The organism is Myxococcus stipitatus DSM 14675, assembly GCF_000331735.1.
GTDB lineage: Bacteria > Myxococcota > Myxococcia > Myxococcales > Myxococcaceae > Myxococcus > Myxococcus stipitatus.
Genome location: NC_020126.1, coordinates 5,135,261 through 5,155,746, shown reverse-complemented (window position 1 = coordinate 5,155,746; position 20,486 = coordinate 5,135,261). Strand labels below are relative to the sequence as shown.

18 protein-coding genes are annotated in these 20,486 nt (G+C 68.7%); 6 read left to right on the top strand and 12 right to left on the bottom strand.

Going from position 1 to position 20,486, the window contains the following annotated elements:
* Positions 1 to 224: 224 nt before the first annotated feature.
* From MYSTI_RS19985 to MYSTI_RS19970, 4 genes are read right to left on the bottom strand one after another with little or no spacing between them, the layout of a single operon-like run.
* Positions 225 to 776 (bottom strand): hypothetical protein, encoded by a 552-nt coding sequence (locus MYSTI_RS19985; protein ID WP_015349596.1) that lies wholly within the window; start codon positions 774 to 776, stop codon positions 225 to 227.
* Positions 773 to 1,807, bottom strand: a complete 1,035-nt coding sequence (locus tag MYSTI_RS19980; protein WP_015349595.1) for a FecR domain-containing protein — start codon at positions 1,805 to 1,807, stop codon at positions 773 to 775. The genes MYSTI_RS19985 and MYSTI_RS19980 overlap by 4 nt, the downstream gene beginning before the upstream one ends.
* On the bottom strand, positions 1,794 to 2,354 hold the full coding sequence (locus tag MYSTI_RS19975) for an RNA polymerase sigma factor (protein WP_015349594.1): 561 nt from the start codon (positions 2,352 to 2,354) through the stop codon (positions 1,794 to 1,796). Before MYSTI_RS19975 ends, MYSTI_RS19980 begins: the two co-directional genes overlap by 14 nt.
* A gap of 50 nt (positions 2,355 to 2,404) precedes the next feature.
* A complete protein-coding gene (locus MYSTI_RS19970; RefSeq protein WP_144370112.1) occupies positions 2,405 to 3,343 on the bottom strand; it encodes a hypothetical protein in 939 nt (312 codons plus the stop codon).
* A 113-nt stretch (positions 3,344 to 3,456) separates the two neighbouring features.
* Here MYSTI_RS19970 and MYSTI_RS19960 point away from each other — a divergent pair, with 113 nt between their 5' ends.
* Complete coding sequence (locus MYSTI_RS19960) at positions 3,457 to 5,244, top strand: DUF1592 domain-containing protein (protein ID WP_015349592.1); 1,788 nt, start codon at positions 3,457 to 3,459, stop codon at positions 5,242 to 5,244.
* Complete coding sequence (locus tag MYSTI_RS19955) at positions 5,241 to 6,848, top strand: DUF1552 domain-containing protein (RefSeq protein WP_015349591.1); 1,608 nt, start codon at positions 5,241 to 5,243, stop codon at positions 6,846 to 6,848. The genes MYSTI_RS19960 and MYSTI_RS19955 overlap by 4 nt, the downstream gene beginning before the upstream one ends.
* A 97-nt stretch (positions 6,849 to 6,945) precedes the next feature.
* Here MYSTI_RS19955 and MYSTI_RS40875 read toward each other — a convergent pair whose 3' ends face one another.
* From MYSTI_RS40875 to MYSTI_RS19940, 3 genes are all read right to left on the bottom strand, one after another.
* The gene (locus MYSTI_RS40875) at positions 6,946 to 9,087 is read right to left on the bottom strand and encodes an Ig-like domain-containing protein (RefSeq protein ID WP_015349590.1); all 2,142 of its coding nucleotides are present in this window, start codon (positions 9,085 to 9,087) and stop codon (positions 6,946 to 6,948) included.
* 139 nt (positions 9,088 to 9,226) lie between these two features.
* Positions 9,227 to 9,841 (bottom strand): response regulator transcription factor, encoded by a 615-nt coding sequence (locus MYSTI_RS19945; RefSeq protein WP_015349589.1) that lies wholly within the window; start codon positions 9,839 to 9,841, stop codon positions 9,227 to 9,229.
* Positions 9,801 to 11,660: a sensor histidine kinase gene (locus MYSTI_RS19940; protein ID WP_233278330.1), complete on the bottom strand. Its 1,860-nt coding sequence runs from the start codon at positions 11,658 to 11,660 to the stop codon at positions 9,801 to 9,803. The genes MYSTI_RS19945 and MYSTI_RS19940 overlap by 41 nt, the downstream gene beginning before the upstream one ends.
* A gap of 239 nt (positions 11,661 to 11,899) precedes the next feature.
* Here MYSTI_RS19940 and MYSTI_RS19935 point away from each other — a divergent pair, with 239 nt between their 5' ends.
* A complete protein-coding gene (locus MYSTI_RS19935; protein ID WP_015349587.1) occupies positions 11,900 to 12,439 on the top strand; it encodes an RICIN domain-containing protein in 540 nt (179 codons plus the stop codon).
* 30 nt (positions 12,440 to 12,469) lie between these two features.
* A complete protein-coding gene (locus tag MYSTI_RS19930) occupies positions 12,470 to 12,994 on the top strand; it encodes an RICIN domain-containing protein (RefSeq protein ID WP_015349586.1) in 525 nt (174 codons plus the stop codon).
* An 83-nt stretch (positions 12,995 to 13,077) separates the two neighbouring features.
* Here MYSTI_RS19930 and MYSTI_RS19925 read toward each other — a convergent pair whose 3' ends face one another.
* The 3 genes from MYSTI_RS19925 to MYSTI_RS19915 all read right to left on the bottom strand — a co-directional run bounded on the left by MYSTI_RS19925 (position 13,078) and on the right by MYSTI_RS19915 (position 15,323).
* Positions 13,078 to 13,428: a hypothetical protein gene (locus MYSTI_RS19925; RefSeq protein ID WP_015349585.1), complete on the bottom strand. Its 351-nt coding sequence runs from the start codon at positions 13,426 to 13,428 to the stop codon at positions 13,078 to 13,080.
* Between the two features lie 147 nt (positions 13,429 to 13,575).
* Positions 13,576 to 14,397, bottom strand: coding sequence for an ATP-grasp domain-containing protein (locus tag MYSTI_RS19920; RefSeq protein ID WP_015349584.1), 822 nt, complete (start codon positions 14,395 to 14,397; stop codon positions 13,576 to 13,578).
* Positions 14,394 to 15,323, bottom strand: a complete 930-nt coding sequence (locus MYSTI_RS19915; RefSeq protein ID WP_015349583.1) for a LysR family transcriptional regulator — start codon at positions 15,321 to 15,323, stop codon at positions 14,394 to 14,396. Before MYSTI_RS19915 ends, MYSTI_RS19920 begins: the two co-directional genes overlap by 4 nt.
* Positions 15,324 to 15,326: 3 nt before the next feature.
* Between MYSTI_RS19915 and MYSTI_RS19910 the strand changes: the two genes are divergently transcribed.
* Positions 15,327 to 16,589 (top strand): MFS transporter, encoded by a 1,263-nt coding sequence (locus MYSTI_RS19910; protein ID WP_015349582.1) that lies wholly within the window; start codon positions 15,327 to 15,329, stop codon positions 16,587 to 16,589.
* A gap of 1 nt (position 16,590) precedes the next feature.
* On the opposite strand, the gene MYSTI_RS19905 is transcribed toward MYSTI_RS19910, so the two are convergent.
* Positions 16,591 to 18,414 (bottom strand): serine hydrolase domain-containing protein, encoded by a 1,824-nt coding sequence (locus MYSTI_RS19905; RefSeq protein WP_015349581.1) that lies wholly within the window; start codon positions 18,412 to 18,414, stop codon positions 16,591 to 16,593.
* 156 nt (positions 18,415 to 18,570) lie between these two features.
* Entirely contained in the window at positions 18,571 to 19,788 is a 1,218-nt protein-coding gene (locus MYSTI_RS40870) for a lipase family protein (protein ID WP_169558648.1), read from the bottom strand.
* A gap of 255 nt (positions 19,789 to 20,043) precedes the next feature.
* Here MYSTI_RS40870 and MYSTI_RS40865 point away from each other — a divergent pair, with 255 nt between their 5' ends.
* Positions 20,044 to 20,442, top strand: a complete 399-nt coding sequence (locus MYSTI_RS40865; protein WP_015349579.1) for a hypothetical protein — start codon at positions 20,044 to 20,046, stop codon at positions 20,440 to 20,442.
* Positions 20,443 to 20,486: the final 44 nt, after the last annotated feature.

Below are 20,486 nucleotides of genomic sequence, written 5' to 3'. Positions count from 1 at the left end.
AGGGATTGGCGCAGGTGCTCGGGTTGCTCGCGGTGGCGACCCAGTCAATCCACTGATGGAACTCCGCGTCGTACGACGTCCCGATGCCGGCCAGGGATTGGTTGTTCACACCCAGCAGGGCGGCCCATCGCTCCCCGCGCCCGGTCAATGGCAAGCGGTGAAGCGGTTCAGAGACGTCTACTCCACGTGTCAGCCCCTGGATGTTGGACTCAGGGCCTGCATCCTCAAAGCGAGCCCTGGGCCTGGACCACCAGGGAGTCCAGCTCGATGATATCGCCCGGGGTGCCTTCGGCCCCAGTCACCTCCACCGACACCCGCTCGGTGCCAGCGGGGGCCGTCAGCTCGCGCTCGGTCCGGACCCACTGCCCGGTGAGCACGGGGCTGGAGAGGGCCTCCACGCGCAGCTCCCGACCACTCGCGTCGCGCCACTTGACCTTCATCTCGGCGACCAGCGAGCGCCCGGACGTCGCCCGGGCCCAGAACGACGCGCGGTGAGCTCCGGGCGAGGCGGCGAACCCGGGCCAGTTGTCCGTGGCGACGCCCCACCCGTACGGCTCCGTCACCTCCACGCGCAGGCCCGCGTCACCCTCGCGCGCGGCGGTGGGCGCTCTCGCGATGGTGACCGCGAACCACGCCGTCCAGACGCCGCTCCCCGTCTCCAGCGAAGCCGTCTCCGCGTCGAGCAGGTTGGAGGTCGGCGCATGGTCGATGACGACGGGCCCGCAAGCCGTCAGCGCCGCCGCCAGCCCCAGCGCGCTCCAGCCCCCCCGCGTCATCGCCCACCCTCGCGGCGCTCACAGGACAGCGTCTCACGGGCACGCCGGACCGCCTCCGCGTAGAGCCCGCGCCGGAACTGTCTGGCGTGCAGGTCCCAGTGCGCACAAGCGCGGCGCGAGTCCACGAGCTGATACGTCAGCAGCGATCCCAGCTCGAAGCTGAGCCGCTCCTGCGTCGCCACGGGCTGCTTGCGCATCGACTCCTCGAGGTACCTCGCCGCCTGCTCGAACTCACGCCGGCCGCGAAGGACCTCCAACTCCCGCAGCACCTCCTCCACGCTCGACGGACGAACCCGCATGGCGGGAGCCCGGGGAACAGCCACCTTCGGCTCGGGCCTCGCCAGGGGCTGGGGTTGCTCCGGCGCGGGAGGCGCTGGCGCGGGCTCGGGGGCTGGGACCTCCACCGGCCACTCCAACGTCTGCCCGACCTTCACGTGAATCACCTCGCCATCGAGCCGACGGAAGGCGATGGCGCCCTCATGCAAGGTCACCGTCCCGCCCGTGCCCCGCTCCTCCACCGTGAAGCGGGTGCCCATGATTTCAATGGCGCCGCCCGACACGAGGACCACGGCGGGTGGATCGTCCACCTGGCGGTGCGTCACCGAGAACTCCGCGCGCCCTCGGACCAGCCGCACCCCGGAAGGCTCCCGGCGCACCACGAGCGGCCCTTCGTTCCGGAGGGTGATGCCTCGGGCCACGTCCACCAGGGCCGCCTCGCCGCCTTGAATCTCCACCCCCTCGACCTCCTCCCGGGCCGACAGGTCGGCGCTGGCCCGCGCCACCTCGAGTCCCCCCAAGGAGCGTGAACCAGGCGCCCGCGGGAAGAACACCCCGAGCGCCACCACCGCCACCATCACCGCCGTGGCGAGCCCCCAGAACACCGGACGCCGGTGCCATGCGACGGCGGGCCTCGGCTCACGAGCCTCCCGCAGGCGCGTGCCCAGCCGGGCCCGGACACCGACAGGCATTCCTTGCTCACGGCGGAGCGAGTCCTCGCGCCGGAGCTCCGCGCGGAAGTCACGGGGTTCCATCTTCCACCTCCCATCCCCAAGCGGTCAGCCGACCATGGGCGCGGCTGATCAGCTTCGACACGTAGCCTTCCGACAGCGAGAGGAGCTGGGCAATCTCGCGCTGGCTCAGGTCATCGAGAATCTTCAGGGCCATCACCACCCGCTCCTGCCCTGGCAAGCGGTCCAACGCCGCCGTGGCACTGCGCACCGCCTCGCGTCGCACCAGGTCCTTCTCCGGCGTGGACTCCGTCTGTGTGGGCTGCGACGGGAACAAGAGGTCGGCGATGCGCTGTCGAAACGTCTTCTCGCGCCGCAGGGCGGAGAACGCCACGTTCTGCGTGACGCGAAAGAGCCAGCCCCGCACGTCCTCCTCGCGCAGCCAGGCCTGGTGCTCCCAGACCTTGAGGAAGACGTCATGGGTGATGTCTTCGGCCCAGCCCGAACGACCGGCCGCATAGCGCATGGCCCAGACATAGACGTCCTCCGCATGCTCCTCGTAGAGCGCGTCGAATGACACGGGCCGGGCGGGCACGGTGGGCGGAGCCTTGGGGTGGAGAGCGCGCGACATCCAGCACCTGAGCAGCTACGAATGAGGACGGAGGAACTTTCCTCCCAAGGTTACGGTCCCCAGGAAAGCTGCGCTCCGGTTTCCACCCGCACCCTGCCCCGAGCCCCCAAGGTCTCGCCCTCGCGCACATGGGACACGGGCCGCACCAGCCCCAGGCCCGCGCGGGCCTCCGCCGCGAATCGCTCGGAGAACCGCCACCGGAGCTTCATCCGAGCCCAGCCCGCGGGAGACACCTGGGTCCCTGTCGCGTCCGAGACCCAGGCGTCCTCGAGTCGGAAGACCTGGAGCACCAGGCCCGCGCCCACGCCGGGCTCCAGGTGCAGGCGCTCCGTCACCGGAAGCCGATAGCCGAGGAACGCCCCGCCTTGCACCTCATACGCCGTCAGCGCCGCTTCGCGAGCCACCCCGAGCCCCACCTCCGCATCCAGGCCGAAGGACCCCAGGCCCCGCCGGACGGAGAGCAGGAGGTGGGGTGCCACCTTCGACCCCGCGCCTCGCCAGAGGGTTCCCATCCCCAGGCCCAGCTCCAGCGTGGAAGGCGGAGGGGCGACGGCCACCTCCATGGGAGGCTCCTTCGCGGACTCCACCACCGGCGGCGCCTCCGGCACGGGCGGCGCGGGCACGGGCTCGGGAGGCACGGCCACCGCCCGCGTCATCTCCGTCAGCTTCTGTGCGACCTCCAGATGAAGCTCCGCGAGCGAGCCCCGCCCCACGCGAACCCCTTGTTCGACCCGCTGCCGAGGCCCCGTCGCCTCGAGCCCCAGGCCCTCGGGTGTGCGCACGACGCGCAAGCGGAGCTGTGCCGGGCTCTGGGGAGAGACGACGGCGAAGCCCTCCTGGATGAGGCGCAGGGCCACCTTCCGCTCCAGCTCCACGCCGTCCCACCGCCGATAGTCCTGTTCGGAAAGAGAGCGAAGGTCGAAGGACACCGACGTCGCTGGGGTCTGGGTCAAGACAACGAGGGAGAGCGCGCAGAGCAAAGCGGTCATGCGGTGGCGCCGAGAGTAGCGTCGCGCGTGTCCCCCAGCCAGCATCGACTGTCCATTCCCTCGCTCGCCCTCCGGGCAGGAAAGTATTTCCGGCCACGCGCGTAGCCAGGGTCATGACGCTTCCTCGCTACGTGAGCACCCTGCTTCTCTGTGCTGGCGCGGTCGCCTGTGATGGGTCCGCCGGCTACAACCACCACACCGGCGGCGGAGACGATCCCGATCCGCCACCGCCGACCCTGCCCGGGGCCGTCGCTCCAGCACCGGCGAAGTTCTCCTGTGACGCGAAAGCCGTCCCCGCCGACCTGCCCCTGCCCCGGCTGTCGCGGACGCAGTTGATGAACTCGCTGCGCTTCGCCGTCGGCCGTGCCCTCCCGAAGGATGCCGACGCGCTCTGGACGAAGCTCGCGCCCGACCTCGCCCGCTACCCCGCGGACCGGCGCACACCCGCGCCCGGTGACTTGAAGGGCGGCTTCAGCCGGCTGGACCAGTCCATCCAGCAGACGCAGATCGACGTCATGTACGACCTGGGAAAGGTCGTCGCGCAAGAGCTCACCAGCACCGACACGCGCCGCAACACCCTGCTGGGCGCCTGCGCCAGCGACAGTCAGACGGCCAATGACCGGGCCTGTCTGGAGACCTTCATCCGAGGCTGGGGCTCGCGCGTCCTGCGCTACCCGCTCCCGACGCAGGAGGTCACCGCCTTCGCCGACATCGCCGGGACGACTCCGGTGGACAGGGCCTCCGTGGCGGACGTCATCACCACCGTCCTGAACTCGCCCTGGTTCCTCTACCGCATCGAGCACGGCACCACCGCGGGACAGGCGGCGGCGCCGCTCTCCGCGTTCGAGCTGGCCTCGAAGCTGTCCTATCAGCTCTGGCAGGCGCCTCCGGATGACGCGCTGTGGGCCGCGGCCACGGATGGCTCGCTGATGACCGAGGACGGCTTCAACACGCAGCTCGACCGGATGATGAAGAGCCCCCAGCTGAGGAACTCGATGGATGAGTTCGTCAACGAGTGGCTGCGGCTCGACGAGCTGCCCTCCCTCATCGCGCTCCGCAACGACCCCGTCTACCAGGCCTTCGTCGGCGCGGAGATGCCCACGGACGCCACGCGCACGGCGATGTTCGAGGACGTCCAGCTCTCCGCCTACAACACCATCGTCTCCGGTGGCTCGGTGAGCGACTTCCTGCATGACCCGAAGTCGTACACGGCGGACCCGTTCCTCGCGGGCATCTACGGTGTCCCCACCTGGAATGGGACGGGCCCGGCGCCGGTCATCCCGTCCAAGACCCGCGGCGGCCTGGTGACGCGCGCGGCGATGCTGGCCACGGGGACCGCGTCGACGCGTCCCATCCACAAGGGCTACATGGTGCGCAACGCCCTGCTCTGCCAGCAGGTCGGAGCCCCTCCGCCCAACGCCAGCGACCGTCCTCCCGCGCCGACGGACCGCATGACGACGCGCCAGGCGGTGAGCCAGCTCACCTCCGGAGGCAGCTGCGGAGGCTGCCACAACAACACCATCAACCCACCGGGCTTCGTGCTGGAGGGGTTCGATGCCCTGGGACGGGAGCGCTCCGTGGAGCGGCTGTTCAACCCTCAGGGCAAGGAGACCGCCGCGCCCTCCGTGGACACGTCGGCGGACGTGTTGCTCTACGACTCGGAGAGCCGCGCCATCTCCAGCGCCGTGGACCTCTCGCGGATGATTGACGAGAGCCAGCTCTTCGAGTCCTGCGTCGCGCAGCACTACTTCCGCTTCGCGCACGCGCGCGTGGAGTCCACCTCCGGCGATGGCTGCCTGCTCTCGGAGATGGAGAGCGTCGCGCGAAGCGGCGCGCCGATGGCGGACCTGCTGAAGACCGTCGCCCGTCATCCCACCTTCAAGAAGAGGAGCTTCCAGTGAGCGACACACCTGTCTTCCGATTGGACCGCCGCATGTTCCTGCGCGGCGCGGGCGGTGCCGTGCTGGCCCTGCCCATCCTCCCCTCGCTCTTGAGCCCTCGCGAAGCCAAGGCCCAGGCCGCGCAGCGCCAGAAGTGCTTCGTGCACTTCCGCACGCCCCACGGCGCCATCTTCGGCGCGAACATGTGGCCGTCGGACTCCGCGCTGACGCAGTCCTTGTTCTACGCGGACCACGACGTGCGCCGGGGAGACCTGACGGCCGTGGCCAACTCGAGCGGTGAGTCGGTCATCAGCCGCGTGCTGACGGCGAAGTCCTCCATGCTCACGCCCACGCTCGTGTCGAAGATGAACATCCTGCGAGGGCTCGACTACCCCATGTACATGGGGCACAACTTCGGCGCCCCGCTGGGTTACTACGACTTCGACAAGCAGCGTCCCGGCTCCCCCCGGCCGACCATCGACCAGGTGATGGCCTACTCGACGGCCTTCTACCCGAGCGTCTCCTCCGTCCGGAAGCGCAGCGTCGCCATCGCCGGCAACGGCACCTCCAGCGGGACCTGGGGCTACAACACCCCCGGCGTTCGTTCCTCGGGGGTCGCCTCGAGCTCCCTCAGCGGCGTCGAGAGCTCCCTCTCGCTCTTCGACACGTTGCTGGCGGGAGCCAGCAGCCCCGGCACCCCGCGCTCCCCCGTGGTGGACAAGGTCCTGGAGAGCTACCGGCGGCTGCGCAATGGCAACGGCCGGCTCTCGTCCGAGGACAAGGTGCGGCTGGACCAGCACATCGACGCCGTCGCGGAGCTGCAGCGCCGGTTGGAGACCACCACCGCGGGCTGCCAGGTGCCGCCCCGCCCCACCACCGACAACCTGACGTTGCGCAACTCCGGCTCTTTCGCCGGAGACCCCGCGAAGAACGTCGAGTACTTCCGGCTCATCAACGAGGTGCTCGCCGTGGCGATGAACTGCGGCGTCTGCCGCGTCGCCACCATCAGCATCGACGAGAACATCCAGAACCTCACCTTCACCCCGCGCGCGCCGCAGGGCGAGGACTGGCACAACAACGTCGTCCACCCCTCCACCGTGCCGGGGGCGAACCAGGACCTGGTGGTCCAGTTCAACCAGGTCTTCTTCTCGCAGGTGTTCCTCGACCTCGCCTCCCGCTTCGAGCGCTTCTCGAACGGCGCGGGGGGAACCCTGCTGGATGACTCGCTCGTCGCGTGGGGCCAGGAGAACGGCAACACGCCGCACTTCTCCTTCTCCCTCCCGGTCGTGACGGCGGGAGGCGCGGGCGGTGCCCTCAAGACGGGCAGCTACTGCGACTACCGCAACATCACGCGCAAGGTGAGCGGCGACTCGAGCACGGGCAGCGAGGGCAGCTTCCTGTGGGCGGGCCTGCTCCACAACCAGTGGCTGGGCACGGCGCTCCAGGCGATGGGGATTCCGAAGTCGGAGTGGAGCGAGACGGACCATCCGGGCTACGGCTGGAAGGCGTCGTACCAGTCGACCTACGAGTACCTCTTCACCAACAAGGGCTTCTCCTCCGCGCAGGCCTATCCGGCGGCGATGTGGCAGAAGACCGACGAGGTGCTGCCGTTCCTCGCGCCCTGAGGGACGCGGGGTGAGCATCCCCGCTCCGGTGGGCCCGTTGATGACGGAGTCCACTGAAGCGGGGAACACTCGAGGCCCCTTCAGGGAGGCCGCGCGCTCACGGCACGTACAGCTCCGCCGTGGCGATCTGGCGGGAGCCGTTCGCGCCGCCCACGACGAGCACCCTGCCGGAGCGCAGCAGCGTCGCGGTGTGCGCCGAGCGGGCCGTGCCCATGGAGGCGGTCGCGGACCAGGTCGACGTGGCCGGGTCGTACAGCTCGGCGGTGTTGGTGGCGCTGGTGTTCTGGCCTCCCGCGGCGAGCACCTTGCCGGATGCGAGCTGCGTGGCGGTCAGGCTGGCGCGGACCACGCCCATGGGCCCGGGGGTGGTCCACTTGTTCGTGGTGGGGTCATACAACTCGGAGGAAGCGACGCCGTTGGGCGCCTGCCCTCCCCCCGAGACGAGCACCTTGCCCGAGGAGAGCAGCGTGGCCACGTGAAGGCCATGCAACGTCGCCATGGCGGCGGCGGGAGTCCACGCACCGGTGGCCGGGTCGTACACCTCCGCGCTGTTCAAGCTCGCGGCGCCCTTCGTCCCACCCGTGACGAGGACCTTGCCCGACGGGAGCAAGGTCGCCGAGTGGTTGGTGCGGGCGGTCCCCATGGGGTTCGCATTGCTCCAGAGGTTGGCGAGCGGATCGAACACCTCCACGGTGGCCACGGCGTCGGTGCCATCGGTGCCGCCGGTGACGAGCACCTTGCCCGAGGAGAGCAGCGTCATGGTGTGGCCGGAGCGGCTGCCGCTCATGATTCCAGCGAAGTACCAGGTGTCGCTCGCGGGCTCATACATCTCCGCGTTGACATAGGCGCCGACGCCCCCCGTGACGAGGACGTAGTCATTGGGGAGCAGGACCGCGGCATGGCCGAAGCGGCCGTTGGACAGGGCCTTGATGGGAGACCAGGAGTTGCTCGCCGGGTCGTACAGCTCCACGCTGGTCAGGGGCGTCGCCGAGTTGCGCCCTCCCGCGATGAGCACCTTGCCCGACTCGAGTCGCGTGGCGGTGTGCAGGTCGCGGCCCGTGGACAGGGACCCCGCGGGCATCCATCCGATGACGCTGAGCTGCGCGGTGCCGCTGACACCCGCCAGGGTGGCGGTGAGGGTGGCAGGCCCCCCCGTGGCCACACCAGTGCCCAGGCCCGTGGCGTTCACGGTGGCCACGGTGCTCTCGCTCGTCGACCACGTCGCGGTGTTCGTCACATCCGCGACGCTGCCGTTGTCGTAGGTGCCCTTCGCGGTGAACTGCCGCGTCGCACCGATGGCCACCGAAGCCGTCGCCGGGGTGACCTGGATGGACTTGAGCACGGGCGGCGGAACCGTGACGGTGAGCTGCGCCGTGCCGCTGAAGCCCGAGTACGTGGCGGTGAGCGTCACGGGTCCGCCCGCGGCCACGCCGGTGGCCAGGCCCGTGCCGCTCACGGTGGCGAGGACGGCGTCGCCCGTCCGCCACGTCGCGGTGCTCGTCACATCCTCCGAGGACGCGTCGCTGTAGCGAGCGTGCGCGGTGAACTGCCGCGTCGCGCCCGTGACGACCGATGCCGTCGCGGGAGTGACTTCGACGCCGGTGAGCACGCGCGGCGGAGCGGTGATGGAGAGCTGCGCCGTGCCCCGCACGCCCGCCAGGGTCGCGGTGACGGTGACGGTGCCACCCGCCGCCACGCCGGTGGCCAGTCCCGTGCCACTCACGCGGGCCTGGGCGGTGTCGCTCGTCGACCACATCACGGTGTTCGTCACGTCGGCCGTGGTGCCGTCGCCGTAGCTGCCCTGCACCGAGAACTGCTGCGTGGCGCCGACCTGCACCGCGGCACTGGCGGGAGTCACCCGCAGCGCGAGGAGGCGCGCCGGGATGATCTCGATGTTCGCCTGCCCCACGAGCCCCGCCGTGGAGACCGTGATGGTGGCGGTCCCCACCTTGTGGGCCGTCACCCGGGCGTTGCCGTCGGCGAGCGCTTCGACAGAGGCCACCTGCGGCGCGGACGAGGTCCACTGCGGCGCGGCGGCGGCATCGAGGTCGACGGTGCGGCCCCCCTCGTAGACCTTCTGGGCCTTCGCGGTGGTCTTCATCCCCACGGCGACGCGGGTGTCCACGAGGGTGAGACCGATGGAGAACTTCTCGACGGGGGGAGGCGGCGGGTCCTCACCGCAGCCCAGGACCGCCAACGCCAGACAGAGGACAAGAAGTGAGATGGGTCGGTTTTTCATGCGAAGTGGCTCGGGATTGGGGTGGAGGGAGACCCAGACGGCCGGAAGCCCACGATGGTACCGGGTCAACGCGGCGCGGCCACCTCTACTGTACGCGTCAAACCCAGGATATGGGCCTGGGTGCCCGCATTCCGTGGGTTCAGCCCTGACCCAGCCGGTCCACGAACCGCACCAGCTCCGCCACCGAGTCCACCTCCAGCTTCTGGATGACGCGGGCGCGGTGCACCTTGATGGTCTTCTCCGTGGTGCCCAGCCGCAGGGCGACTTCCTTGTTGGTCAGCCCCTGGGCCACCAGCGTGCAGACCTCGCGCTCGCGAGGCGTGAGGGCGGCGTGGCGGGCATGCAGCACGGCCCTCTCCGCTCGACCCGCGCGCGCCGCCGCGTCCTTGCGCAGGGCCTGCTCGATGGCCGCGAGCAGGTGTTGCTCATCGAAGGGCTTGAGCAGGAAGTCCACGGCGCCCGCCTTCATGGCCCGGACGCTGGCCGGCACGTCTCCGTGTCCGGTGATGAAGATGACGGGCAGATGGCAGCCCTTGGAGGCCATGACCTGCTGCAGCTCCAGCCCGTTCAGCCCCGGCATCCGCAGGTCCAGCACCGCGCAGCCCGGCGTGTCCCCAGACAGCTGCGCGAGGAACTGCGCCGGTGAGGAGAACGACTTCGTCACATGACCCGCGGCCCGCAGCAGCCGCCCCAGCCCTCGCAGGACGGACTCATCATCGTCCACGAGGAAGAGCGTGGCGGGGGGTTGGGACATGCGCGGACTCCGGATCCACCGAGGGAAACACGCACCGTAACAGAGCCCCCTGTCCTGGAGGACTCTGGGCCTCCAGGCGGCCTCCGTGCGCCTCGACGATGGAGCGGCTGATGGACAACCCCATGCCCAGTCCGTGGTCCTTGGTGGAGTAGAAGGGCTCGAAGATGCGGGCCAGCCTCGACGGCTCGATGCCTCCTCCCGAGTCCTGCACGCTCAGCTCGACCTGTCCCGGACCGGGTGAGGCGGTACCGACTCGGAGCTCCCGTTGGCCCTCGGGGAGCTCGGTCATGGCGTCCAGGCCATTGATGAGCAGGTTGAGCATCACCTGCTGGAGCTGGATGCCATCCCCCAGGATGCCCGGCAGCGTCGGCGCCAGGGACAGCCGCAGGTTCGCGCCCCGCAGGTGCATGTCATTGGCCAGCAGGCTCGCGACTTCGCCCACCAGGTCATTGAGCGAGTGGAGCTCCTGCCGAGGCTCCTCTCGCTTGAGCAGCGCCCGCATGCGGTGGATGACTTCACCCGCGCGCTTGTCGTCGGAGATGATGTCTCCCAGGGCCTCGCGCACCTCGGCCAGCTCCGTGTGGGGCGCGTCCAGCAGGCGGCGTGCGGCCTGGGCGTTGCTGAGAATCGCGGCCAGGGGTTGGTTGAGCTCGTGGGCCAGGGAGGCGGCGAGCTCGCCCAGGGCGGCCACGCGGCCCATGTGCGCGAGCTGGTCCAGGGTCCGACGTGCCTCCTGCTCCGCGAGCTTCTCCAATCGCTGGCGCTCGGCGAGCTCCGCCTGGGCCCGCATGCGGCGGCGGCGCTCCACCACGAGCCCCCCGACGACGAGTGCCTGCAAGGCGCTGAGCGTCAGGGCCCCCAGGAGCCACCAGCGATAGCGCTCCCAGAGCGTGGGCTCGTCGAAGATGAGCCGCACCCCAGCGGGCACGCGCTCACGGGGAATGCCCCAGCGCCGCAGCGCGCGGGCGTCGACCGTCAGCCGCGCATCGGACGACGTTGGCTTCAGGGGCTGGAGGAACTCCTCGCGTGCTCCGCCCAACACGCGGGCGGTGAGCTGACCGAGCTGTTCGCCCACGGCCTCGTAGCTGACGAGCGCGCCTCCGATGAACCCCAGTCCCATGACGGTGTCGTGGAGCGCGAAGCTGGGGCGGTTGCTGGCGGCGAGGAACATGCGAGCAATCTCTCGCCCCACGAACGGCCTCCCGCTGGGGTCGGTCATGAACGTATAGGTGAGGACCGCGGTGTGGTCCGGCAGGGTCCTCGCGCGCTCGAGCATCTGGGCCAGTGGCAGCTGGCTCAAGTCGATGAACTCCAGGCCGCGGTGCGCCAGCAGCGGTTGGAGCTCTCGCACGAGGAGCTCCTGCTGTGCCTGCTCCCAGGGACTGGAGCCATTGACGAACGCCAGCCTGCGCGTGTCCGGCAGGAGCCGCAGGGCCAGCTCCACGGTGGCCCGCCAGTCATAACGCAGCCAGAGGCCCGCCACCCGCTCCGGACGAGGCGTGTGATTCCAGAGCTGGCCATCCTCGGAGAGGACAATCAGCGGGATGTCAGGCCACAACTCCTGACGCAGCTCCAGGGCCAGCTGGATGGTGTCGGTGCGGAAGGCGATGAGGGCATCCGGCCGACGCTCGCGGTACTTGGCCAGGTACCAGGTGTGCAGGGCCTGGGTGTAGACGGGCCCTCGGGCCCAGCCGAGATCCAGGCTCTCGACATCCAGGGTGATGGGGCCGTCCTGGGCCTCCCACAAGGCGGAGCGGAGCGTCGCGACGAACATCGACATGGCGGGCAGCGCCATGTCCTCCGGGGTGAGCAGGAGCACGGACTTGCCCGTCGACCGAGTCGCCTGCGCCCCCGCCGGGAGCGGTGAGAGGAGAAAAATGACCCAGACGACAATCGCTCGCCATCCTGGCCGCGCGCGCCGAGTCAGATCAGACGGGTTGGGATTGAACCATGAGAGGCCAAGCAGACTCATAATCATGCAATATCAGGAAATGCATCATTCATTGCACAACATTTAATCCAGTGATACCGATCCTACGCCCCGCAACGGAGTCCCCCATGAAGACAACGAAGCTGATGAAGCTGGTGGCTGTGTGTTCAGCCGTGCTGGTCTGCGCCGTCCTGGGTATTGCCTCGGATGCGCGTGCGGACATCACGTCGGATCCGAACGCCATCTACAAGATCGTGAATGCCAACAGCGGCAAGGTCATGGATGTGGTGTTCAACTCCACGCAGGCCAGCTACAAGCTCCACCAGTGGGAGTATCTGGGCCTGGCGAGCCAGCACTGGCGGCTCTGGACCGGCAACGGACTGGTCTACTACATCCAGAACATCAACAGCGGCATGTTCATTGAGCCGGCGGCGCGCAACGATGGCGCGAAGATCTGGCAGATGAACCCGGCCTGGAACATCCAGCAGCAGTGGCGCATCACCGTCGACTCCAACACCGGCGCGACCCTGTATCGCATCAGGAACGAGCTCACCCTCAGGTCCATCGATGTCGCGGCGAACGGGACGGGGAACGGTGCGCTGATCCATCAGTGGCAGTATGTCCAGGGCGTCCAGAGCCAGCTGTGGCAGTTCGTGCGAGTCAACTAGTCCAAGCCCTCCCCCAAGGAGCCCCTCTCCATGAAGACATCGAAGCGGATGAAGCTGGTGGCTGTGTGCTCAGCCGTGCTGGTCTGCGCCGTCCTGGGTGTTGCCTCGGAGGCGCGCGCGGATCTCACGTCGGATCCGAACGCCATCTACAAGATCGTGAATGTCAACAGCGGCAAGGTCCTGGACGTCGTGCGCAACTCCACGCAGGCGACCTACCGCATCCACCAGTGGGAGTACCTGGGCCTGGCGAGCCAGCACTGGAGGATCTCTCCCTCGGGCTTCATCACGAACGTGAACAGCAGCCTGGCTCTCGAGCCGGCAGCCCGCAACAATGGCGCGAAGATCTGGCAGATGTACTACACGGGGAACATCCAGCAGCAATGGTTCGTCGTGTACGCCAACAACTACGGGCCTCCGTATCTCATCCGAAATGCCCTCACCACGAAGGTCATTGACGTCGAGCACAACGGAATGGGCAATGGTGATCTCGTCCACCAGTGGGACATCGTTCAGGGCGTCCAGAGCCAGCTGTGGAACATCGTGCGAGTCAACTGATTCGGGCCTCGGCTGACACGCGAGCGACCGTGCCGTGAGCTTCGCTGGGGATGGGCAGACAGTGCCCTCCCCAGCGAAGTGACTCATCCCGCGTGGGAGAACTGGGCGACCTCGACCGGACGTGAGGCAGCGACCGCGGTGTCGGCGGCCCGCCGGGTGTTCGCTTCGATGGCCACGTTGCACAACGCCATCTGGGCTTGGATCTGGAGAACGAAGGCGCGACTCCGCCCCATGCTCACGCCCACCAACAGGCCCACCACCCCGCCTATCAAGGCAAACGCGCCACCATTCGAGAGGCTGGCCCCCACGCCGCCCCCCGCGCTGGCGCCGACAATGAAACCGAAGAACCCGAACGTCATGACGATGCGACGCGCCTGGGCGTAGAGCGCTTCGGCGTGCGCTTGAATCGTTTTCGGGTCGTATTGGACAGACATGACTCCCCCAAGGGTTGAGCACTGCTCTCACAGGCTGGAGCGACCTCTCCTACGAAGAGGTGCGCCCAGCGGGAGAGGCAAACATCACCCATGGCGGTGTGGAATACCTCGTGGGAGGTATTACGAGCGGACGGAGCCAGCGGATCGTCACCGCATGCGGTCGCGGAGACAGTCCGCCAGCGCATCCCGGGTCGCCTCTGGGAAGCCCGTGACGCCGGGGGTGTCGTTGCATTCGAGCAAGACGTACTCCCCCTCCTGCGTCTCGAGGAAGTCCAGGGCCACGATGTCAGCCCCCAGATGCTCCAGGGCTCGTCGCGTGTGCGCCGCAAGCGTGGCAGGTGGGTCGATCACCTGGTAGCTGCGAGTCTGGACATTGGCCTTCCATCCGGCCCCCTCGCGCTCCATGGCCCAGATCTGATTTCGGATGGCGAGGCAACGCACGTCGCGACGGTACTGGATGAACGGCTCCACCACCGCGTAGTCGTTCGCCGTGAAGATCAAGTCGGCGACGTCTGACCACTCGGACTCGCTGCGCACCTGTGCCTTCCCGTAACCCCCGTGGTGGTTTCCGACCTTGACGACGAAGGGTGGCGGGCGCGCGATGCGTCGGACCATGTCATCGCCGATGGCGACGTTGAAGGGAATGACAGGCAAGCCCGCGGCCCGCATCTCCGCCAACATCGACAGGCGATCATAGCTCCGCGCCAGCGTGGCCGCGGGATTGACACAGGGCACGCCACTGAGGCGGATGACGTCCAGCAGGACTCGATACCGGGGCTCCGGGCGGATGGCTCCGACCCGCCAGAAGAGGCCCTCGACCCGGATGGCGGACTGACGGTCGATACACCACAGCTCTCCGTCACGGAGCACCCAAGAGGTGTCCTGTAGACGTCGAGACACGACCTCGTACTCCGGCAAGTAGCGCTGCCAGTACGGCTCACCGTTGACGACGACCACGGTCTGCTTCATTCGACAGGACTCCCCGAACGTGGGTTTCGCACTCGGCCCGCGACCGACGCGCGCACGACACCTTCCCGCAACCACTGATGCGCGGCATCCCCGTCGAAGCGCGGGTGCCACGCGAGTGAGAGGGTGAGCCGAGGCAGCTCCACTCCCAGCTCGAGCATCCGAAGCCCGAAGCCGGGTGCGACCTCCTGAGCGAAGCGCCTCGGCACGATGCCGATCAGATCGCTCCCCGCGACGAGCCGCGCCGCCGAGAAGTACGACGGGACAATCCGCTCGACACGCCGCGCGAGTCCCTGCTTCGCGAGCGCGTCGTCGAGGACGCCCTTCCCCTTCCCCCTCCTCGACACCACGACGTGGGGCACCTTGACCAGGCGCCTCGGCGTCGCCGCTCCGGTCAGCGAATGGCCCTGCCGGACGACCGCGACCATCTCGTCGTCGAAGAGCTTGCGGACCCGCAGCTCCGGCCCGAGCTGCCCCTGCACCCCCATGTCCAGGTCCACGTCCCCCGAGCGGAGTGACTCGACGTCTTCACTCCCCTCCGGCGCGAACGTGAGCCGCACCTGGGGCGCCTCCTCCCTCACGAGCCGGTCCAGCGCATTCCCCAGCACGACCAGCAGGTAGTCACTCGTCCGCAACGTGAACGTCCGAGACAGCGTCCCGAGCACCAGCGCCTCGGGAGGCCCCAGCAGCGAGCACACCTCCCGCGCCGCGTCCTGGACCCGCTCACGCATCGCGAGCGCCCGAGGCGTCGGCACCATCCTCCGGCCCGCCCGCACCAGCAGCGGGTCCCCCGTCGCATCCCGAAGCCGCTGGAGCGTCCGGCTCATCGCGGGAGGGCTCAGGTTCATCCGGCGAGCAGCCCCCATCACGCTGCCCTCCCGAAGGAGCGCATCGAGCGCCAGGAGCAGATTGGCATCCACGGAGTGCATTCCATGCACTCATACCATTCCTCGAGTGCGCTGGAGAAACGTCACCCCTTCGCGCAGATCTGCCGCATGAACGAAACGATTGCCTCTCCCCCCATGGCGGCGGCGCGCCCCTCCGCGAGCCAACTCCTCCCCCTCTGCGCGGCGGTCTTCCTCGGCTTCTCGAGCATCGGCCTGCCCCTCCCCGCCATCCCGGGCTTCGTGCGCGGGACGCTCGGCTACGACGCCCTGGTCGTCTCCATCGTCCTCGCCATCCAGTCGCTCGCCACCCTGGCCACTCGGCACCGCTCCGGCACCCTCGCGGACCAGCGAGGACCCAGGCGCGCGGTCCTCCTCGGCCTGGGCCTCAGCGCCCTCTCCGGTGCCCTCTACGCCCTCGTCGCGCTCAGCCAGGCCAGCGCCGCGCTCGGCCTGGGGCTGCTGCTCTTCGCCCGCGTGGTGCTCGGGCTCGGTGAGAGCCTGCTCATCACCGGCGCGCTCTCCTGGGGCGTCGGCCTCGTCGGTCGCGAGCGCGCGGGACTCGTCATGGCCTGGAATGGCATCGCCATGTACTCGGCGCTGGCGCTCGGCGCCCCCGTGGGCGCGGTCCTCTTCGAGCGCTTCGGCTTCCTCGGGGTGTCCCTCGCCTCGATGGCCGCGCCCCTCCTGGCCTTCGCCGCGCTCCCCCTGCTGCGCCCCATCACCCCGACGGGAGGCAAGCGGCTGCCCTTCCACCGGGTCGCGATGATGATTGGTCGCCCCGGAGTCGCGCTGTCCCTCTCGACCCTCGGCTTCGGGAGCATCGCGGCCTTCGGCACCCTCCTGTTCCAGCACCGGGGCTGGCCTCACGCGGAGCGCGCCCTGCTCGCGTTCGGCGTCGCGTATGTGCTGGCGCGGCTCCTCTTCGGCCACGCCCCGGACAAGCTCGGAGGGCGCCGCGTCGCGCTCGGCTGCCTCGCCATCGAGCTGTGCGGCCAGGTCCTGCTGTGGAGCGCGACCGGCCCGTGGATGGCCATCACCGGCGCGGCGCTGACCGGCTTCGGCTTCTCGCTCGTCTTCACCTCCCTGGGAGTCGAGGCCGTCCGGCTCGCGCCCCCCGAGAACCGAGGGGTGGCCATGGGAGGCTACGTCGCGTTCTTCGACGTCGCGCTGGGAGGACTCATCCCGGTCATCGGAGTGCTCGTGCGCTCCGTGGGCTACCCGAGCGCCTATCTGGCCGGCGCGGTGGCCTCGGCGACCGCGCTCGTCCTGACCTTCGGCATGGCGCGTCCCCCCTCGGCGCCCCGCTGACTCACCACCGCCACAGCGCGAACGCGAACAGCCCGAACGTCGCGAGCCAGCCACTCAGGCACACGACAGCCCCGGACCCCAGGAGGCAGCGCCACCGAGCCACGGCCGCGGGCTCCTCCTTCCACGTGCGGACGCTGAGCGCGACGCCCGCCAGGCCGAGCAGCGGAAACACCACGGAGGCCAGCCAGAGGCCCACGGTCTGCCAGTTCTTGTGCGCGAGCAGGGTCAACTCGAGGTTCATCGAGCAGACCGTGGCGAGCACCAGCGTCAACAAGGCAAGCGTGGGCAGGCGCCGCACCCAGCGATTGCGCAGCACCTTGCGCCGTCCGAACGGCGCACTCACGAGGAGCACCAGGGACACCAGGACGCTCACGAGCGGGAAGACGGCCTTCACCATCGAGGTGCGCTCCAGGAAGTCTCCTCCCGACTCGATTCCCACAACCGCGCCAGACGCATCCCGGACCAGGACCCCGTTGACCACGTCGCCGTAGTCCACATCCGCGAGCTGGCCACGCCCCTGGTGCTTCAGCGTCGCCTGATAGCCGAACCCGGGCAGGAAGGGCTGGAGCGTCAGCGTGTCGCCGCTCACCCGCGCCTGGGCCGCATCGAGCAGGAACGAAGGCAGCTCCATCAGCGAGATGCGCGAATCGACGACGCGATACCAACCCTCCACATCCCCCTCGATGGGGCTCAGGGTCGGCGTGGGTGGCTGCCATTGCGCCTGCCGCGCGATGAAGGTGGCCAGCGGAACCTCCAGCTTGCGCAGCTCATCCTCGCTGTTGAGCAGCAGCACGTAGCCCCATCCCTGCGCATCACCGAAGTGCATGCTCGACCTGCCACCCAGGAGTCCTCCCGTGTGGCCCTGCCACCCCATCCCCGCGACGATGCGATGGTGCAGGCCCAGCTTCGAGCCATACACCAGCCCGGCCCGAGCCCCCAGCGTCGCCCCGGTCTCCTTCATGGCCCGGACCGACTCCGGCTTGAGCACTCCCGGAGCGGAGGCGCCATCGGTGAGCAGGAACCTCCCCAGCTTCGCCAGGTCCTCCGCGGAGGACCACAGCGCACCGTCCGCCTGGGTCTGCTCGAAGAACACAGGGGTGCGCTCCATCGCGGGGCCACGATGTCCGACGGCGTGGTCGCCGCGGGCGGCCTGCGAGGCGAGCGACGCGAACCGGGTGATCCCCAGCGGCCCCAGCACCCGCGTCGAGACGACCTCATCCCAGGGCTGCCGGTAGTGCGCCTCCAGGATGGCGCCCAGCAGCCAGTATCCCGGGTTGCTGTAGCTCTCGTACTGGCCGGGCCGCCAGCGCACCTTCAGCGACTCCGGATGCTGGAGGCTGCTCTCGAGGTGGCGCCCCCTCCGCTCCACGGGGCTGAAGAACGCCTTCGCGTGGGTGTCGTCGAAGCCCGCGGTGTGGGTCAGCAGGTGAATCACGCGGACCGGCTCGGTGTCGTTGAACGGGTTCTGGATGGGCGCGTCGGGCAGCAGACGCGAGACGGGGGTCTGCAGGTCGAAGCGACCCTCGTCGACCAGCTGCATGATGGCGATGGCCGTCACCGTCTTGGTGATGGAGCCCAGGCGGAAGAGCGTCTCCGGAGTGACGGGCGCCTGGGTGCCGCTGTCAGCCAGGCCGATGGCCCCGCTGAGCACCGTCCCCTCGCGATTGAACACCGCGTAGCTCGCGCCAGGGAGGTGGTGGGTCTCGAGCAGGGTGGCCAGTGACTGCCGCAGCTCGGCGGCGGTCGCCGGCGCGGGGGCCGTCGATGCAAGGGCGAGCGTCGGAGCAAGGAGGGCAAGAGCCCAGAGGGGTGCAAGGCGCTTCATCGAGTCTCAGGAGGAGATGAGGGGAGGCGCGGAGCACGGGCTTGCCCGGCGCGAAGCTGCCTACGAAGCAGCTCTTCACCGATTGCATCCCGGCTCCACGGGAACTCCCCCCACCCCTCCCGACCTACCCGAGCCTCAGCTCAGCGGGACCTCCCGTCAGGCCGTGCTCCGCATGTTCTCGGGGCGAGCCTCCACGTCGGGCCCAGGCGACACCATGTCCACCCGCGGCGGCGCCACGGTGGCGGGCACGCCGAAGTGGGCGTCATAGGCGTTGATGTGCTGCGCCCCCACGATGTTCATGAAGTCCGAGAAGGTGCTCGGCTGCGGAGGCAGCGGTGACGGCGTGAACATCTGCGCCTGCAAGCGGACGTAGGGGTTCGGAGTCGGCGGCAGCTGGTACTTCGCGTTGATGGCGTCATACGTGAGGTTGGCGTCCAGGCCCCAGAGTCCCGTGAGCGGCCCGTAGAGCGTCTGGATCGACGTGTTCTTGACGTAGTCCCACACCACGTCGTTCTGCGGATTGTATGGCTGGACATTCATCAGGTTGGTCCAGCCATGCGGCACCACGTCGTACTCGTTCCAGATGACCTGGTTCCAGTACCCGGAGGGAGAGACACCCGTGATGCTCGTGGGCGGAAACACGGTGCTGAAGCCGTTGACGAACCCCTGGTCCCCCGTCGAGGGCGCGGCCGTCGGAAACACATACACCGCCTTCCACGCCTGCAAATCGTTGAAGCCCGTGAAGAGCCACCGCGCCAAGGTCGGGCAGAGCGAGCCGCCCAGGCTGTGCCCCGCGAAGATCAGCGTCGCGGAGGTAGACTTCATGGCATTCAGCAGCCATTGAAGCGTATGCCCGGTAACGGGGTCCTGCATGTTCAGCAGGTTCGTGGTCCCCATCGCCGCCCCGAGCGAGACGTTCCCGGCGCTGGGGCCCCCGGGGCTGGTGCTGTTCGTCGGAGTGATTCCCGACGGGAAAGGCACGAGGGTCGAGACGTTGTTGTCCAGACAATCCGTGTCGTACCAGTTGTGGTCGGGGTCGACCTTCCCGTTGGTGCCGGCAACGCCCACGAAGTAGCAGTTCGCCTGGGCATTGTGGGCGACATACATGACATTGTCGGCCACATTGGACACCCGCCCCTTGCCGCTGCAGTCCTGGGTGGCTTGATAGACGCACGGCCCCCAGACCCGAACCCACACCCCCAGCGTCTGGGTATTCTGATTCAACGCCTTGTCGATGATCGGCCCGAGCACCTTCGCGATGCTCGCGGCAGTCCCCGTCTGGTTGTCTCCGAGGCCTGAGAACCGCGAGAGCTGATAGGCCGTCTGGGTGTTGTTGTAGCTTCCGCCAGTATTGAGTGGCTGCACGACTTTCATATGAATGCCCTCTCCTTGGATCGTCGGGACACGTGGCTTGAACGAGCGCTCGGCCATCGCATCGTCCCGCCACGCCAACACTCCAAGCAGCCACCATGCCAAAACCGTAAGTCGCGATTTCACAAGGCAACTTCAGCCATGCCAGGGTTTGACGCCTCGGATTGACGCGTCATGCGTGGAACTGACGCGTCAACTGGGCAGGGCACGTGAGAAGCGATAACATGCGGGCAGACCCCAACCCCCGAAGCGAATCCCATGCGCCCCTTCCGCCTGATCGCCACGCTCATGTTGTTGACCATGCTGGGTTGCGACAACTCCAGCAGCGACGACGACACTCCGGATGCGGGACCACCGGACTCGGGCGTCAACACGGGGCCACCGGATTCGGGCGTCAACACGACGCCAGCGTCCTCGTTCGCCGCGTGTTCCTTCGAGCAGGAGTGCACGACCCGAGGAGAGCGCTGCTACGTCAGCCAGGAGTGTCCCATCGCCACGCCGGACGCCGGCCCCTGCGCCCCCGAGACAGGCGACCGCCTCTGTCATCGCCACTGCTCGATTCCGGACGCTCCCTGCGCGCCGGGCGAGAAATGTATCGAGGTCTCCATCTCGCCGCGCGCGGACTACGGCTGGCTCTATTCTCTCTGCTTCAAGTAAGGCGGGAGCGCCACGTGGACTCCCGTGGCGCTCCCGGAACCAGG

Excerpts from the sequence above, each read along its gene's own strand:
- MYSTI_RS19985 (WP_015349596.1), bottom strand. The coding sequence starts at position 776 with ATGACGCGGGGGGGCTGGAGCGCGCTGGGGCTGGCGGCGGCGCTGACG.
- MYSTI_RS19980 (WP_015349595.1), bottom strand. The coding sequence starts at position 1,807 with ATGGAACCCCGTGACTTCCGCGCGGAGCTCCGGCGCGAGGACTCGCTC.
- MYSTI_RS19975 (WP_015349594.1), bottom strand. The coding sequence starts at position 2,354 with ATGTCGCGCGCTCTCCACCCCAAGGCTCCGCCCACCGTGCCCGCCCGG.
- MYSTI_RS19970 (WP_144370112.1), bottom strand. The coding sequence starts at position 3,343 with ATGACCGCTTTGCTCTGCGCGCTCTCCCTCGTTGTCTTGACCCAGACC.
- MYSTI_RS19960 (WP_015349592.1), top strand. The coding sequence starts at position 3,457 with ATGACGCTTCCTCGCTACGTGAGCACCCTGCTTCTCTGTGCTGGCGCG.
- MYSTI_RS40875 (WP_015349590.1), bottom strand. The coding sequence starts at position 9,087 with ATGAAAAACCGACCCATCTCACTTCTTGTCCTCTGTCTGGCGTTGGCG.
- MYSTI_RS19945 (WP_015349589.1), bottom strand. The coding sequence starts at position 9,841 with ATGTCCCAACCCCCCGCCACGCTCTTCCTCGTGGACGATGATGAGTCC.
- MYSTI_RS19935 (WP_015349587.1), top strand. The coding sequence starts at position 11,900 with ATGAAGACAACGAAGCTGATGAAGCTGGTGGCTGTGTGTTCAGCCGTG.
- MYSTI_RS19930 (WP_015349586.1), top strand. The coding sequence starts at position 12,470 with ATGAAGACATCGAAGCGGATGAAGCTGGTGGCTGTGTGCTCAGCCGTG.
- MYSTI_RS19925 (WP_015349585.1), bottom strand. The coding sequence starts at position 13,428 with ATGTCTGTCCAATACGACCCGAAAACGATTCAAGCGCACGCCGAAGCG.
- MYSTI_RS19920 (WP_015349584.1), bottom strand. The coding sequence starts at position 14,397 with ATGAAGCAGACCGTGGTCGTCGTCAACGGTGAGCCGTACTGGCAGCGC.
- MYSTI_RS19915 (WP_015349583.1), bottom strand. The coding sequence starts at position 15,323 with ATGCACTCCGTGGATGCCAATCTGCTCCTGGCGCTCGATGCGCTCCTT.
- MYSTI_RS19910 (WP_015349582.1), top strand. The coding sequence starts at position 15,327 with ATGCACTCATACCATTCCTCGAGTGCGCTGGAGAAACGTCACCCCTTC.
- MYSTI_RS19905 (WP_015349581.1), bottom strand. The coding sequence starts at position 18,414 with ATGAAGCGCCTTGCACCCCTCTGGGCTCTTGCCCTCCTTGCTCCGACG.
- MYSTI_RS40870 (WP_169558648.1), bottom strand. The coding sequence starts at position 19,788 with ATGAAAGTCGTGCAGCCACTCAATACTGGCGGAAGCTACAACAACACC.
- MYSTI_RS40865 (WP_015349579.1), top strand. The coding sequence starts at position 20,044 with ATGCGCCCCTTCCGCCTGATCGCCACGCTCATGTTGTTGACCATGCTG.